We start from the raw sequence: 14,694 nt of genomic DNA, 5'->3' as shown, positions 1-14,694 counted from the left end.
GCGTTCCCTTGCGTGTGATGTGTTTTACCGATGTTCATGACATTGAATTCCTTGGAAATTAAATTGGTTTAGGCGGTTTCAGTAGGGTCGCCATCGCCATGTCAGTGTTCTTGTCTGAATTCTCGGTTTCATCACAGGTCCATTTGCCGGATAATAAAAAAGCCCGCTGGGGTCAGCGGGCTTTTTCTTTGGGTTCTTAATTTGCTGTCAGATTACAGATACAGCAACGACCACACGCCCGCATGTCAGGGAGTGTGCCACCACCAGATGGTCAGGATGGAAGTCGTTTGCATGATAAAGTCCTGTAAAAAGATGTTTGCAATGAAGTGCCTACAGAAAACGATAAAGCCGCGGCCAAGTCAAGTCGCTTTTTGCCTATCTATCCCGATGGGGACCTGACCATGAGAGCGGAATAACCTGATGAGATTCGATCTTCACTGCCATACCACTGCCTCCGACGGCGTGCTGAGCCCCGCCGATCTGGTGCGCCGCGCCGCCGAAAAACAGGTCGAGGTGTTAGCAGTCACTGACCACGACACCCTTGACGGGCTTGATGAAGTACGCCGTACCATCGAAGCCGAGCAGCTGCCGCTGCGACTGGTAAGCGGGGTCGAGATCTCCACCGGCTGGGAGCACCACGAGATCCATGTGGTGGCGCTGGGGGTGGATGAAAAAAATCCGCAGCTGGTGGCGTTTTTGGCGGGCCAACGGGCTCGCCGCGAGACGCGCGCACTGGAAATAGGGCGCCGTCTGGAGAAGTGCCTCATCCCCGGCACCTATGAAGAGGCCAAGGCGCTGGCCGGTGATGCTGCCGTGACCCGGGCCCATTTTGCCCGTGTGCTGGTGGCGCGCGGTGTGGCTGACAACATGCAGAAGGTATTCAAAAAGTACCTGAGCCGTGGCAATAAAGGGTATGCCCCGGCCGAATGGCCCGAGATGAGCGAGGCCATCACCGCCATTCACGCCGCCGGTGGGTTGGCGGTACTGGCTCACCCCAGCCGTTACGATCTCACCGCCAAGTGGATCAAGCGGCTGCTGGTGGCCTTCAAGGCGGCCGGTGGCGATGCCATGGAGGTGTCACTTCCCCAGCAGAGTCCGCAGGAGCGGGCCAATCTGGGCCAGTGGGCCAAGGATCACGACCTCTATATTTCGGTGGGGTCTGATTTTCATTTTCCGTCCAGCTGGACCGAGCTGGGCCGCCACCTCTGGCTGCCAAAAGAAGGCATGCCGCTCTGGCTGGCCTATCCGGACCACTTTGGTCTCACCACCGAGCAGCACGCTACCCTGCTGGCCAGTCGCTAGCACAGGGTCTGCCGGTTGGCCCTCTGTTGCATGGGAGGGTAAACCGGCGTCAAACAGGTTAAGGTAGCGTCATGGGTCTGGAACCCGTGACCATACGAGCGGGCAGGCATTGCTGCCCCCATTGCGAGAACGAGCTATGAGTCAGCATTTTTACGTACACCCGGAAAACCCCCAGGCCCGCCTGATCGGTCAGGTGGTGCAGATCATCCAGAACGGCGGCGTCATTGCCTATCCGACTGATTCCGGCTATGCGCTCGGTTGCCAGATGGGTGACAAGGGCGCGCTGGAGCGCATCTGCCGCATCCGTCGCATTGACCCCACCCACGACTTCACCCTGGTGTGCCGGGATCTCTCCGAGATCTCTACCTATGCCAAGGTGGACAACACTGCGTTTCGTCTGGTCAAGGGCAATACACCCGGGCCCTACACCTTCATCTTCAAGGCGACCAAGGAAGTGCCGCGCCGCCTGATGAACGAGAAGAAGAAGACCATCGGCATCCGGGTGCCGGCCAACAACATAGCACTGGCCCTGCTGGAAGCGCTCGGTGAGCCGCTGCTCTCCACCACCCTGATCCTGCCGGGTTCAGAGATGGCGGAGTTTGATCCGGAAGAGATCTTCGACAAGCTGGGCAAACAGCTGGATCTGGTGGTCAACGGTGGCTATCTGGGCGAGCAGCCCACAACCGTGGTGGATTTCTCCGACGACGAGACAGTGCTGCGTCGTCGCGGTGCCGGGGATCCCACGCCGTTTGAGTGATACTGCCGACCCGGCACCTGTGATGGCCACGCCAGCACAGGTCACCATGGGGGAGGGGCTTGCCCCATCCCCCATCGCGAAAGTGCTGGGGCAGCCCTATCATGAGCTGCCCCAGGATCTGTTTATTCCGCCCGATGCGCTGGAAGTGTTTCTCGATACCTTCGAGGGGCCCCTCGATCTGCTGCTCTATCTCATTCGGCGTCAGCAGCTGGATATCCTGAACCTGCCGATCCTGCAGATCACCGCCCAATACATGGAGTACGTGGAGCTGATGCAGGGGCTCAACCTTGAGCTGGCGGCTGAATATCTGCTGATGGCAGCCTGGCTCGCGGAGATCAAATCCCGTCTTTTGCTGCCCAAAGCCCCCGAGCTTGAGGACGAAGAGGAGGGAGAAGATCCCCGCGTCACCCTTATTCGTCGACTGCAGGAATATGAGCGCTTCAAGGTGGGGGGCGAGCGCCTCAATGCCTTGCCACGAGTGGAGCGGGAGATTTATATCGCCGCCGCCCTGCCGCCGGATTTCGGCTCTCTCAAGCCACTGACCCCCGATGTTTCACTGGTTGAGCTCGCCCTTTACATGCAAAGTGTGGTAAAACGCGCGACTCATTTCGAACATCACCAGATCCGCCGTGAGCAGATCCCGACCCGGGTGCGCATGGCGGAGATCTTGGCCATGCTCTCTCTGGGCCAGACATTGCGGCTGGAACAGGTACTCAAAATGGAGGAGGGACGCATGGGGGTGCTGGTGACGTTTCTGGCGCTGCTGGAGCTGTGCAAGGAGTCCCTGATCTGGATCCTGCAGGCTGAACCCCTGGGTCCGATCCATTTTGCCCTGGCGAGCCAAGAGGAGACCGGGGAGCGTGAACATGCGCACTGAGTTGTTTTCTTTGTCATTTCCTCGCAGCCAACTTGTCGGGGGGTGCGTGCATTTCCCGTTGCCCAGCCAGCCCGACGTCATGAGCAAGGAGGGCAACCGTGGCGCTGCCTGCTGAACGACTCAAGACACTGGTCGAAGCCGCGATTTTTATTGCCGGGCGCCCCTTGACCGTGAGCGAGCTGAAAAGCGGTGTGCTGGCGGATTACCCCGTCACCGGCCGCTATATTCAGCTGCTGCTGGCTGAATTGCGGCAGGATTACAGCGAGCGGGGAGTGGAGCTTAAAGAAGTTGCCTCCGGCTGGCGCTTTCAGGCGCGCCAGGAGTATGCCGAGGAGCTTTCAAGGCTCTGGAGCGAACGGGCCCCCCGTTATTCGCGCGCCGTGATGGAGACGCTGACGCTGATTGCGTATCGGCAGCCTATCACCCGGGCCGAGATCGAAGCCATCCGCGGGGTGGCGGTGTCGAGCCAGATAGTGAATACCCTGAAAGACCGTGGCTGGGTGCGCAGCGTCGGTCACAAGGAGGTGGTGGGTCGCCCGGAGTTGCTCGCCACCACCCGGGAATTTCTGGATTATTTCAATCTGCAGAGCCTGGATCAGCTCCCCGAGCTGGATCCTGAACTGCAAACCCCCCTGGCCGTTATGCCGGCTGAGGGCCGTGAAATCTGATCCATGTCGTTGGCATTTGCCAAGGCGGGGGCCAGGTCTCTTAATGATCAAAGTGGTGCCGGATTGCCCCGACGGGATCTGGCACAGTAGTCAACGTTGCCCGTTATGCTGGCGGGCAGCGATCAACAATCAGGTAACCCCGATGAGTGAAAAACTGCAAAAAGTGTTGGCCCGCGCGGGTCACGGCTCCCGTCGTGAGATGGAGGCCCTGATCACCGCAGGTCGGGTCAGTGTGGATGGCAAGGTCGCCACACTGGGAGATCGCGTCGAAGTGAACGCCGTGATCCGTGTCGATGGCCATACGGTCAAGACCCGTGCCGAGGAAGAGATGATCTGCCGTGTGCTGGCGTATCACAAGCCCGAAGGGGAGATGTGTACCCGTCACGATCCGGAAGGTCGTCCGACCGTGTTCGATCGTCTGCCCAAGCTGGACAGCGCCCGCTGGATCGCGGTAGGCCGTCTCGACGTCAATACCTCAGGCCTGTTGCTGTTCACCACAGACGGTGAACTGGCCAACCGCCTGATGCACCCGAGCCACGAAGTGGAGCGCGAATACGCGGTGCGCGTGTTTGGCGAGATCACCGAAGCCATGTTGCAGCGCCTGCGCAAAGGCGTGCAGCTGGAAGATGGCATGGCCAAGTTCAACAAGATCAAACCGGCCGGCGGTGAAGGTCTGAACCAGTGGTTCAACGTCACCCTGACCGAAGGTCGCAACCGTGAAGTGCGCCGCCTGTGGGAATCCCAGGAAGTGCAGGTGAGCCGCCTGATGCGGGTGCGCTACGGTGATGTCACCCTGGATCGTGGCATCCCCCGCGGTGGCTGGCAGGAGCTGAAACTGCCGGAAGTGAACTACCTGCGCGGCCTGGTCAACATGCCGCCGGAGACCGAATCCAAGGTCGACCTGCAGCAGGATGGCAAGAGCACCCGTCACAAGCAGGCTGCCCAGATCCGTCGTGCCGTCAAGCGTCATAAGGACATGCAGGGTATGGAGCCGCGCGCCCGCAGCACCACGGCCCGTCGCAAGCCGACTTCCTCTACCCGCAACTCGGGTACCGGCAGCAAGTAAGCATTGCGCTGAGCCTCATGGGTTCATGCAAGGAAAGGCCCGCCTCTCAGGCGGGCCTTTTTGTTGCTGCTGTTTGCCGCTTATTATTCCAATCCCCTCCTTGCTGAATTAAACCACCCGGCGGACCCGCTGGGGGAGAGGGGCAAGGTTGCTCTGCCAGAGCGGGCTTGTTAGCCTTTGCGGCACTGATACAGGAGATAATAATGAGCAAGGTATTGGATGAGCTGCTGGCACTGCTGGCGCTTGAAAAAATCGAGGAGGGCCTGTTTCGGGGCCAGAGCCAGGATCTCGGTCTGCGGGCCGTGTTTGGCGGACAGGTAATGGGGCAGGCTTTGTCAGCCGCCAAACAGACGGTGGCCGCCGATCGTCAGGTGCACAGTTTTCACTCCTACTTCTTGCGCCCCGGTGATGCCAATCGTCCCATCATCTACGACGTGGAGAATATCCGCGACGGTCAGACCGTTTCTACCCGCCGGGTCAAGGCCATCCAGGGTGGCAAGCCCATCTTCTATCTCAACGCCTCGTTTCAGGTCGAGGCCGAAGGGTTCGAGCATCAGATCAGCATGCCGGCGGGGATCACCCCCCCCGAGCAGCTCAAGAGCGAGCTGGAGCTGGTGCGCCCCTACGAGCAGCAGATCCCGCCTGCCCTGCGTGACAAGATCATGTGCGAGAAGCCCATCGAAATTCGCCCTGTGACCCTGGTCGACCCGATCCGGCCGGATGTGCACGAGCCGCTGCGCCACGTCTGGTTCAGGGCCAACGGTCAGATGCCGGACGATCAGCGGGTCCACAAGTACCTGCTGGCCTATGCCTCCGATTTCCACTTCCTGTTTACCGCCCTGCAGCCCCATGGTGTCTCTTACTGGGAGCCGGACATGCAGGTAGCCACCATAGATCACTCCATGTGGTTCCACCGGGACTTCAGGCTGGATGACTGGCTGCTCTACGTGGTGGACAGCCCGAGCGCCAGCGCAGGTCGCGGTCTGGTGCGCGGCCAGTTCTTTACCCGCGATGGGGTGCTGGTGGCGAGCACGGCGCAGGAAGGGGTGATCCGCCGACGCGGTTGACCTCAGATGCCAGCCATAAAAAACGGGAGCCAGTGGCTCCCGTTTTGTTTTCCGAACCGGCAATCAGGCCGTTTCACGCTCGGGGGCGAGCTGTACTTCCCCACTCTGGGCGAAACGGTCGGCCCAGAGGGCGATGACGCCGTCACCTGTGACGTTGCAGGCGGTGCCAAAGCTGTCCTGCGCCAGGTAGAGGGCGATCATCAGGGCGATGGAGGCTTCCCCGAAACCCAGCATGGAGGTGAGCAGACCCAGGGCCGACATGACGCCGCCACCCGGTGCACCCGGTGCGGCTATCATGATGACGCCCAGCATCATGATGAAGGGCAGCATGGTGCCATAGCCGGGAATGGCCAGGTGCTCGGAGAGGAACATGACGGCGGTGGCACAGGTCACCAGCGTGATGGTGGAGCCACACAGGTGGATGGTGGCGCACAGGGGCACTGTGAAGTTGGCGATGCCATGGCTCACGCCGTTGTTCTTGCTGGCCTGCAGGGCAACCGGAATGGTGGCGGCGCTGGACATGGTGCCGAGAGCGGTGAAGTAGGCGGGCAGCATGTTCTTGATGAGCATGGCGGGTGAGCGACCGAGCGCCAGACCCGTGCCGACGAACAGCACGCTGAGCCAGAACCAGTGCATGACAATGGCCATCACCAGCACCACGCCGAAGGTCTTCAGGGTGGCGAAGACGGTGCCCTCCACCGTCATCTCGACGAAGACACCGGCGATGTAGAACGGCAGCAACGGAATGATCACGCGGGCCAGCAGGCGGTCTATGATGTCACGGCCCTGATCGGCGACGCGGCGCAGGTCGGTGGCCTGGGTGGCGCTGATGCCGATGCCGAACACGAAGGCGGCGGCCAGGGCAGACATGACCCCGAACAGCGGCGGTATCTCCAGATTGATGTAGGAGGCAAGCTTTACGGCGGTTTCCGTGGTGGGCTCGGCGGCTGTGGTCAGCAGCGGGATCAGATGGCTTGCCACCGTGAAGGCGAACAGACCTGCCAGTATGGTGGAGCAATAAGAGAGCGCCACTGTCTTGCCCAGCAGCTTGCCGGAGTTTTTCGGCAGGCTGGCGATACCGCTCATGATGAAGAACAGAATGATGAGCGGAATGGTGAAGGTGATCAGCTGACCTATGACTGTCTTGGCCGTAAACAGCAGGCGTGCAACCCATTCCGGGGCGTAGAGACCGAGCAAGAGACCGGCAAGAATACCGGCAACCAGTTTGAGGACAAGTTTCATAAGGAAATCCAGGTGTTAGTGTCTGATTTGTTATTTAATTCTGATTTTAATGCCGCTTTTTAACACAAGTGCCGCATCTTGTCTTCCAACACCTGGTTAACTCAGAGTTAAATATTGTTAGCTGGATGATGAATTGCGAGGGATGGGCCCTTTGAAGCGACGGCGGCGATATTGATTCGTGGTGGGGGCGAGATCGGGTAGCCGGATCAGCAGGGCATGCAGCCAGCGGCCGTGCTCGGCATCCTCGCTGCACCAGCTCTGATGCAGCTCAAACGGCAGGGGGGCGATCAGTTGTTGCAGGCGGGCCTCATCGAGCCGGGTCTGCAGCGGGTATTCGTCCTGTGAAGATGCCACTGGGTTGCCGGATTTTCCCTCGTCATAAGGGAAGGAGCAGTAGAGCGGCGCCCGGGGTTTGAGCAGGCTGGCGAGATGCATCAGGGTGGGTGCAAGCTCCTCCTCGACCAGGCAGGGCAGGGAGCCGCTGGCCCAGATGCCGTCAAAGGGCAGGACGTTGTGCATCTGCTCGAAGCGGCAGACACGCACCGGCTGGCTGCAGCGGCGCGAGGCCAGCTTCGCCTGGGCCAGGCTGGCATCAAAGGCGGTGACCATGAACCCCTGCTGCCGGAAAAAGAGCAGATCCTCGCCCGCTCCGCAGCCCGCTTCCAGCAGATGGGCGCCTGCTGCCAGCGGTTTCAGAAAACGCTGACGGGCTGACAGTGTGCCTGGATCCGCCACAGATGGCAGACTGGGGGAAGCATCATGGTTGGGCAGTGGCGATATGGACATGGCAGGCACCTTCTTTCGGGGGCGCTACTCTAGCAAATTTGGCGGCGGGCTACCAAAGGCTCAGGTAAGCGAAATAATACCGCCTGGGTGGACACTGACCCGTGACGCTGTGACGACCTCCTGGCTGAGCAAGAAGCTGGGCAAGATCCCATTGCGCCTTGCCAGCAAGGAATGCGGGCCAGCTCGGGGCTGGCCCAGGCAGATCAGGGGCGGCGGGTGGCCGGGCCGTTTGGCAGGGCTATCAGGGTAAACAGGCTGTCGAGCAGGAAATCGGCCTCGCGGGTCAGGTTGATACGCTCAGGGAAGTGCAGCCAGTTGATGATGTAGCCATCCAGGGTGCAGTGCAGCAGGGTGGCGGCGCGCTGGGTATCCAGCGTCTTGGGGAGTTGACCCTGGCGGATGGCATTGGTCAGGGTGATCTCAAGATCCCGGAAAAAGTTGGCGGCCTGGCAGCGCTTATGTTCGCGAAGGGAGATGGCTTCCCCTTCCAATGATTCCAGATTGAACATGATGGTGAACATCTGCTGATGAGCCGGATTGGTACTGATCTTCACCAGCACCTCCTTGAGGAAGCTGCGCAGCTTGCCGAGAGGATCCGGTTCCTGTTCATCGACACAGGCTCCCAACTGGTGGGAGAGCGGCTGGCACAACTCTTCCCACAAGGAGACGAACAGCTCTTCTTTATTCTTGAAGTGCCAGTAGATAGCGCCACGGGTCAGATCGGCGGCCCTGGCAATATCGGTCAGGCTGGTCTTGGCCAAGCCGTGTGAACAGAACAGATTCAGGGCCGTACTCATGATGTGGCAGCGGGTCTGCTGCGCCTCTTCTTTGGTTCTTCTGGCCATCGATATCTGCGCCTTGTAAAAGTAAAAAAAGTCACTTACATACATTCATGAATGTATGTATATTGCCTCATCTTTCCGATTTTACCAACAGGGACCTGTAAACCCTGTGGTTATTCATTGACTGACAAAGGTTAAGGTTCTCCATGCATAAACATATTCTCGCACGTTCGGTTGGCCTTGCCCTGCTGGCAGGTGGTCTGCTGGCAGCTTGTGGCGAACAGGGCGGTGCCCAGCAAGGGCCGGGTGACATGCCACCCGCCGCCGTGGATGTGGTGACCCTGCACACGGCACCGCTGCAACTCACCTCTGAGCTGACCGGTCGCAGCGCGCCGCTGCGGGTCGCCGAGGTGCGTCCCCAGGTGAGTGGCATCATTCTCAAGCGTCTGTTTACCGAAGGCAGCGACGTCAAGGCCGGGCAACTGCTCTATCAGATCGACCCTGCGGTTTATCAGGCCAACGTGGCCAGTGCCAAGGCCAATCTGGCCAAGGCGCAGGCCAACGAGCAGAGCGCTCGCCTCAAGGCCAAGCGTTATGCCGAACTGGTGAAGGTGAAAGCCATCAGCAGCCAGGAGTATGACGACGCCGATGCCGCCTGGAAGCAGCAACTGGCCGAGATAGGCGCTGCCAAGGCGGCCTTGCAGAGTGCCAACATCAATCTGGCCTATACCCGCATCACGGCCCCCATCAGCGGTCGCATCGGCAAGTCAGCTGTGACCGAGGGTGCTCTGGTGACAGCCCAGCAGGCTGACAGCCTTACCTCCATCCAGCAGCTCGATCCCATGTATGTGGATGTGCGCCAGTCCACCGCCGACCTGCTGCGCCTCAAGCGCCAGATCGCCGATGGCAAGCTCGTTCAGGACGAGAACAAGGGCGCCAAGGTGCGCTTCCAGCTGGAAGATGGCAGCAGCTACAGCGAAGAGGGCTCATTGCAGTTCTCCGACGTGACCGTGGATGAGACCACCGGCATGGTGACTCTTCGGGTGATAGTGCCGAACCCGCATCAACTGTTGCTGCCCGGCATGTTCATGCGCGCCACTCTGCAAGAGGGCGAGCGTGCAAAAGGGCTGCTGGTGCCGCAAACAGCCGTGACCCGCACCCCCAAGGGGGGCGCTACCGTCATGGTGGTGACGGCGGACAACAAGGTCGAGCTGCGCGAGGTGCAGGTGAGCCGCATCGTTGGCAGTGACTGGGTGGTGGAATCCGGTCTCAAGACGGGTGAGCGGGTGATCGTCGCCGGTCTGCAAAAGGTACAACCTGGGGCTGTCGTCGCGCCCACTGAACAGGCGGCCACCGCGCCGTCTGAACAGACCCCGGCCAACAAGTAGGATGGAGTAGTCGCCTCATGGCACGATTTTTCATAGACAGACCCATTTTCGCCTGGGTAATTGCCCTGGTGATCATGCTGGCAGGGAGCCTGGCCATCATAGGCCTGCCGATCGCCCAGTATCCCAGCATTGCACCGCCCGCCGTGGGCATCTCTGCAAGCTATCCGGGAGCTTCTGCCAAGACGGTAGAAGACTCTGTGACCCAGATCATCGAGCAGAACATGACGGGGCTGGATCACCTGCTCTATATGTCTTCTCAATCTGATTCCTCCGGCAATGTGTCGGTGACCCTTACCTTCCAGGCGGGGACAGATCCCGATATCGCCCAGGTGCAGGTGCAGAACAAGCTGCAGCAGGCGATGTCGCTGTTGCCGCAAGAGGTTCAGCAGCAGGGGATCCGGGTTCAGAAGACCTCCAGCAGCTTCCTGATGGTGGCGGCCTTCATCTCCGGTGACGGCAGCATGAACAACGATGACCTGGCCGACTATGTGGTGGCCAACATCAAAGAGCCGCTGAGCCGTCTGGACGGGGTAGGGGACATCACACTGTTCGGCAGCCAGTACTCCATGCGTGTCTGGCTCGATCCGAACAAGCTCACCCGGGTACAGATGACCCCGATGGACGTGCAGAACGCCATCAAGGCGCAGAATGCCCAGGTGGCGTTTGGCAAGGTGGGGGGCACGCCCTCGGTCGAAAGTCAGCAGTTTACTGCCACCATCATGGGGCAGACCCGTCTTTCCACCGTGGAGGAGTTCAACAATATCCTGCTGCGGGTGAATCAGGACGGCTCCAAGGTACGCTTGCAGGATGTGGCACGGGTTGAGCTGGCGGGTGAAAACTACGACGCCGATGCGCTCTACAACGGCCAGTCTACCGCGGCGGTTGCCATCAAGCTGGCGACCGGTGCCAACGCGCTGGATACCGCAGAGAAGATCCGCGGCAAGCTGGACGAGCTCTCCGCCTACTTCCCAGCCAACATGAAGGTGGTCTATCCGTACGACACTACCCCCTTCGTGCAGATCTCCATCGAGGAGGTGGTACAGACCCTGATCGAGGCGATCTTCCTGGTGTTCTGCGTCATGTATCTGTTCTTGCAGAACTTCCGTGCCACCCTGATCCCGACCATAGCCGTGCCGGTTGTGTTGCTTGGGACCTTTGGCGTCATGTCAGCGTTCGGCTTCTCCATCAACACCCTGACCATGTTTGGTCTGGTGCTGGCCATAGGCCTGCTGGTGGATGATGCCATCGTGGTGGTGGAGAACGTGGAGCGGCTGATGAGCGAGGAGGGGCTCTCCCCGCTGGAGGCGACCCGCAAGTCCATGACCCAGATCACCGGTGCCCTGGTGGGGATCGCTCTGGTGCTCTCTGCGGTCTTTGTGCCCATGGCCTTCTTTGGTGGTTCGACCGGTGCCATCTATCGCCAGTTCTCTCTCACCATCGTCTCGGCCATGGTGTTGTCTGTGCTGGTGGCCCTGATCCTGACGCCTGCTTTGTGTGCCACCTTGCTCAAACCGATCAAGCATGGCGAGCATGGTGTCAAACGCGGCTTTTTTGGCTGGTTTAACCGCGTCTTTGATTCAGGCGCAAACCGTTATCAAAGCGGTGTGCGCAAAGTGCTCAAGCAGGGGGTTCGCTACGGCATCATCTATGCGGCCATGTTGGCAGTGCTGGCAGTGCTGTTTATGCGCATGCCCACCTCCTTCCTGCCGGAAGAGGATCAGGGGGTCATCATGTCCATGGTGCAACTGCCGGTCGGTGCCACCAAACAACGTACCGAAGTAGTACTGGCTGATATGCGTGACTACTTCCTGAAAAATGAAAAGGACAACGTTGAAGCCGTGCTGACGGTGGCGGGCTTCAGCTTCGCCGGTAGCGGCCAGAACAGCGGCATGGCGTTTATCAAGCTGAAAGACTGGAAAGAGCGCAGCAGCCCGGATCGCAGCGCCAATGCCATCATAGGCCGCGCCATGGGTTATCTGTTCAGCATCAAGGAAGCCCAGGTGTTCGCCTTCAACCTGCCTCCCATTCCTGAACTGGGCACGGCCACCGGCTTTGACTTCTACCTGCAAGATCGCGCAGGGCTGGGTCACGAGAAGCTGATGGATGCCCGTAACCAGTTGCTCGGCATGGCGGCGCAGGACCCCAATCTGGTGCGGGTGCGCCCGAACGGGATGGAAGACACGCCCCAGCTCGACGTCAAGATCGACTACGAGAAGGCGCTGGCGCAGGGCCTCTCCATCAGCGACATCAACAGCACCCTCTCTACGGCCTGGGGTTCTTCTTACGTGAATGACTTCGTCGATCGGGGTCGGGTCAAGAAGGTCTACCTGCAGGCGGATGCCCCCTTCCGGATGAACCCGGAAGATCTCAAGCTGTGGTATGTACGCAACAGCACAGGCCAGATGGTGCCCTTCTCTGCCTTTGCCAGTACCGAGTGGAGCTTTGGTTCGCCCCGTCTGGAACGCTACAACGGCGTCTCGGCGATGGAGATAGTAGGTGAGGCCGCACCTGGCAAGAGTACCGGTGATGCCATGGCCGCCATCGAACAGATGGTGAAGCAGTTGCCGGAAGGGATAGGTATCGAGTGGACCGGCCTCTCCCTGCAGGAGCGGCAAGCGGGATCCCAGGCACCGGCCTTGTACGCCATCTCCCTGCTGGTGGTGTTCCTCTGTCTGGCGGCGCTGTACGAGAGCTGGAGCATTCCCTTCTCCGTCATGCTGGTGGTGCCGCTTGGCATCCTGGGCGCCGTGTTGGCGGCGACCATGCGGGGCTTGGAGAACGACGTCTACTTCCAGGTGGGCTTGCTCACCACCATAGGGCTGTCGGCCAAGAACGCGATACTTATCGTCGAGTTTGCCAAGGAGCTGTACGACAAGGGAATGGGCTTGGGTGAAGCCGTGGTTGAAGCTGCGCGTCTGCGTCTGCGTCCCATCCTGATGACCTCTCTCGCCTTTATCCTGGGTGTACTGCCGCTGGTGATCAGCTCGGGTGCCGGTGCCAGTAGCCGTAACGCCATCGGGACCGGCGTGATGGGGGGGATGATCAGTGCGACCGTGCTGGCCATCTTCTTCGTGCCGCTGTTCTTCGTGCTGGTGACTCGCTATTTCACCAAACACAATTCACGGGAAGAGCGGGCCGCCCTTGCCAAGGAGACCCATCATGACTAAGACACTGGTCGCCTTGAGCGTGACGCTGCTGCTGGGGGCCTGTTCCATGGCCCCTGATTATCAAAGACCCGAATTGCCCCAAGGCGCCTCATGGCAGAGCAATCAGACAGCAGGGGAGGCGGCCGTCTCCCCCTGGCAGCAACAGTTTCTCGACCCGACGCTGCAAAGGCTCATCGACACCGCACTGGAGAATAACCGGGATCTGCGGATCGCGGCGCTCAACGTCGAGGCGTATGAAGCCAGGTACCGTATTCAGCGGGCGGCACAACTGCCGACCCTGGCAGCGAACGGCTCGGGCACCCGCCAGCAGGGATCCGACGATCTCAGCAGCACGGGGCAGGGGACTATCAGCAGCCAGTACGATGCCAATCTCGGCATCACCGCCTATGAGCTGGACCTGTTTGGCCGGATCCAGAGCCTCAAAGATCAGGCTCTGGAGACCTACCTTGCCGAGATTGAGACCCGGCGCAGCACCCAGATTGCACTGATAGCGTCGGTGGCCAATGCCTATCTCACCTTGCTGGCGGATCAGGAGTTGCTGGCGCTGAGCGAGGCGACTCTGTCGACCGAGCAGGAGAGTTATGGCCTGACCGAGCACAAGTATCGCTTGGGCGCCGCCTCAGAGATGGAGCTTGCCCAAGGGCGTACCGCACTGGAAAGCGCCCGTGTCAGCCTGGCCCAGTACCAACGCCAGGTGAAGCAGGATCGCAATGGTCTGGCACTGCTCCTTGGCACCCAGGTTCCTGTGCTGGACAGCCAGCCAGTGACCCTGGCCGAGGTAAAACTGGCTGCGATCCCGGTGGGCGCGCCTTCGAGCTTGCTGCAACAGCGCCCGGATATTCTGGCCGCCGAGCACAGTCTGAAGGCGGCCAATGCCAATATAGGCGCGGCGCGCGCCGCCTTCTTCCCCTCCATCTCGCTCACCGCGACGGCTGGGACGGCCAGCAACCAGCTGAGCGGCCTGTTTGACGGAGGAACCGGCACCTGGTCGTTTATCCCCCAGATCAACCTGCCCATCTTCGACGGTGGGAAACGTATCGCCGATCTTGATGTGGCTGAAGTGAGTACCCGGCAGGCGGTGGCGAGCTACGAGAAGAGCATCCAGACCGCCTTCAAGGAGGTTGCGGATACCCTCGGTGCCCAGGCGGACTATCAGCAGCAGTTGCAGGCACAACAGGCTCTAGTCGAAGCCAACCAGACCTATTTCAAGCTGGCGGAGTTCCGTTATGAGCAAGGTGTGGACAGTTACCTGACCCGGCTCGATGCCCAGCGTTCGTTGTTCAGTGCCAAGCAGGGGCTGATCAGCACCCGTCTGGCCCAGCTGACCAACCAGGTGGCGCTCTACAAGGCCATTGGTGGTGGTTGGCAAGCCCCCGACACGACGACCGGGCAGCAGTAGCGATTACTTCCCACTTTGGGTTATCATATAGCCACAGGGCGAACCATCCGGTTCGCCCTGTTTTTTGAGCAAGATCATATGCATATGGCACCTTGATGACATAATGCGTCGTGCTTTATCGAGTTGGGCCCCCTGTTTCCGATGTCCAGCTCATTGAGTAGTATGTGAATGGGCTGCAACACCGCAAAATGGT

The 14,694-nt window shown here is 60.1% G+C and carries 12 protein-coding genes; 9 read left to right on the top strand and 3 right to left on the bottom strand.

Features of this window, described 5'->3' with window-relative positions; genetic code table 11:
• Positions 1-420: 420 nt before the first annotated feature.
• The 6 genes from GWQ31_RS00890 to tesB all read left to right on the top strand — a co-directional run bounded on the left by GWQ31_RS00890 (position 421) and on the right by tesB (position 5,737).
• Entirely contained in the window at positions 421-1,302 is an 882-nt protein-coding gene (locus GWQ31_RS00890; protein ID WP_087755304.1) for a PHP domain-containing protein, read from the top strand.
• Between the two features lie 136 nt (positions 1,303-1,438).
• On the top strand, positions 1,439-2,059 hold the full coding sequence (locus GWQ31_RS00885) for an L-threonylcarbamoyladenylate synthase (protein WP_275908430.1): 621 nt from the start codon (positions 1,439-1,441) through the stop codon (positions 2,057-2,059).
• The gene (locus GWQ31_RS00880; protein ID WP_170946482.1) at positions 2,052-2,936 is read left to right on the top strand and encodes a ScpA family protein; all 885 of its coding nucleotides are present in this window, start codon (positions 2,052-2,054) and stop codon (positions 2,934-2,936) included. The genes GWQ31_RS00885 and GWQ31_RS00880 overlap by 8 nt, the downstream gene beginning before the upstream one ends.
• Before the next feature lie 98 nt (positions 2,937-3,034).
• Positions 3,035-3,604: an SMC-Scp complex subunit ScpB gene (scpB, locus tag GWQ31_RS00875; protein ID WP_219590219.1), complete on the top strand. Its 570-nt coding sequence runs from the start codon at positions 3,035-3,037 to the stop codon at positions 3,602-3,604.
• Positions 3,605-3,746: 142 nt separating this feature from the next.
• Positions 3,747-4,670, top strand: coding sequence for a 23S rRNA pseudouridine(2605) synthase RluB (rluB, locus tag GWQ31_RS00870; RefSeq protein ID WP_021139995.1), 924 nt, complete (start codon positions 3,747-3,749; stop codon positions 4,668-4,670).
• A gap of 203 nt (positions 4,671-4,873) precedes the next feature.
• Entirely contained in the window at positions 4,874-5,737 is an 864-nt protein-coding gene (tesB, locus tag GWQ31_RS00865; protein WP_275908429.1) for an acyl-CoA thioesterase II, read from the top strand.
• Between the two features lie 63 nt (positions 5,738-5,800).
• Here tesB and GWQ31_RS00860 read toward each other — a convergent pair whose 3' ends face one another.
• The 3 genes from GWQ31_RS00860 to GWQ31_RS00850 all read right to left on the bottom strand — a co-directional run bounded on the left by GWQ31_RS00860 (position 5,801) and on the right by GWQ31_RS00850 (position 8,610).
• Positions 5,801-6,979: a dicarboxylate/amino acid:cation symporter gene (locus tag GWQ31_RS00860; protein ID WP_275908428.1), complete on the bottom strand. Its 1,179-nt coding sequence runs from the start codon at positions 6,977-6,979 to the stop codon at positions 5,801-5,803.
• Between the two features lie 117 nt (positions 6,980-7,096).
• Positions 7,097-7,765, bottom strand: a complete 669-nt coding sequence (locus GWQ31_RS00855; protein WP_275908427.1) for a class I SAM-dependent methyltransferase — start codon at positions 7,763-7,765, stop codon at positions 7,097-7,099.
• Positions 7,766-7,968: 203 nt separating this feature from the next.
• Positions 7,969-8,610: a TetR family transcriptional regulator gene (locus tag GWQ31_RS00850; protein ID WP_275908426.1), complete on the bottom strand. Its 642-nt coding sequence runs from the start codon at positions 8,608-8,610 to the stop codon at positions 7,969-7,971.
• A 143-nt stretch (positions 8,611-8,753) separates the two neighbouring features.
• On the opposite strand from GWQ31_RS00850, the gene GWQ31_RS00845 reads away from it, so the two are divergent.
• The 3 genes from GWQ31_RS00845 to GWQ31_RS00835 are packed head-to-tail and all read left to right on the top strand — an operon-like array spanning position 8,754 to position 14,501.
• Positions 8,754-9,935 carry an efflux RND transporter periplasmic adaptor subunit gene (locus GWQ31_RS00845; protein WP_058394242.1) on the top strand — a complete coding sequence of 394 codons (1,182 nt, stop codon included), beginning with the start codon at positions 8,754-8,756 and terminating at the stop codon, positions 9,933-9,935.
• Positions 9,936-9,952: 17 nt separating this feature from the next.
• Positions 9,953-13,102 carry an efflux RND transporter permease subunit gene (locus GWQ31_RS00840; protein ID WP_275908425.1) on the top strand — a complete coding sequence of 1,050 codons (3,150 nt, stop codon included), beginning with the start codon at positions 9,953-9,955 and terminating at the stop codon, positions 13,100-13,102.
• The gene (locus GWQ31_RS00835) at positions 13,095-14,501 is read left to right on the top strand and encodes an efflux transporter outer membrane subunit (protein ID WP_275908424.1); all 1,407 of its coding nucleotides are present in this window, start codon (positions 13,095-13,097) and stop codon (positions 14,499-14,501) included. Before GWQ31_RS00840 ends, GWQ31_RS00835 begins: the two co-directional genes overlap by 8 nt.
• Positions 14,502-14,694: the final 193 nt, after the last annotated feature.

Origin of the sequence: Aeromonas sp. 2MA4 (assembly GCF_029237305.1) — a bacterium.
Classification (GTDB): Bacteria; Pseudomonadota; Gammaproteobacteria; order Enterobacterales; family Aeromonadaceae; genus Aeromonas; species Aeromonas salmonicida.
The sequence above is the reverse complement of the archived record's forward strand: the minus strand, read 5'-3'. Positions and strand labels throughout refer to the sequence as shown.

What these genes read in the sequence shown, in the direction of transcription:
- GWQ31_RS00890 (WP_087755304.1), top strand. Translation starts at nt 421, where the DNA reads ATGAGATTCGATCTTCACTGCCATACCACTGCCTCCGACGGCGTGCTG.
- GWQ31_RS00885 (WP_275908430.1), top strand. Translation starts at nt 1,439, where the DNA reads ATGAGTCAGCATTTTTACGTACACCCGGAAAACCCCCAGGCCCGCCTG.
- rluB (WP_021139995.1), top strand. Translation starts at nt 3,747, where the DNA reads ATGAGTGAAAAACTGCAAAAAGTGTTGGCCCGCGCGGGTCACGGCTCC.
- tesB (WP_275908429.1), top strand. Translation starts at nt 4,874, where the DNA reads ATGAGCAAGGTATTGGATGAGCTGCTGGCACTGCTGGCGCTTGAAAAA.
- GWQ31_RS00860 (WP_275908428.1), bottom strand. Translation starts at nt 6,979, where the DNA reads ATGAAACTTGTCCTCAAACTGGTTGCCGGTATTCTTGCCGGTCTCTTG.
- GWQ31_RS00855 (WP_275908427.1), bottom strand. Translation starts at nt 7,765, where the DNA reads ATGTCCATATCGCCACTGCCCAACCATGATGCTTCCCCCAGTCTGCCA.
- GWQ31_RS00850 (WP_275908426.1), bottom strand. Translation starts at nt 8,610, where the DNA reads ATGGCCAGAAGAACCAAAGAAGAGGCGCAGCAGACCCGCTGCCACATC.
- GWQ31_RS00845 (WP_058394242.1), top strand. Translation starts at nt 8,754, where the DNA reads ATGCATAAACATATTCTCGCACGTTCGGTTGGCCTTGCCCTGCTGGCA.
- GWQ31_RS00840 (WP_275908425.1), top strand. Translation starts at nt 9,953, where the DNA reads ATGGCACGATTTTTCATAGACAGACCCATTTTCGCCTGGGTAATTGCC.
- GWQ31_RS00835 (WP_275908424.1), top strand. Translation starts at nt 13,095, where the DNA reads ATGACTAAGACACTGGTCGCCTTGAGCGTGACGCTGCTGCTGGGGGCC.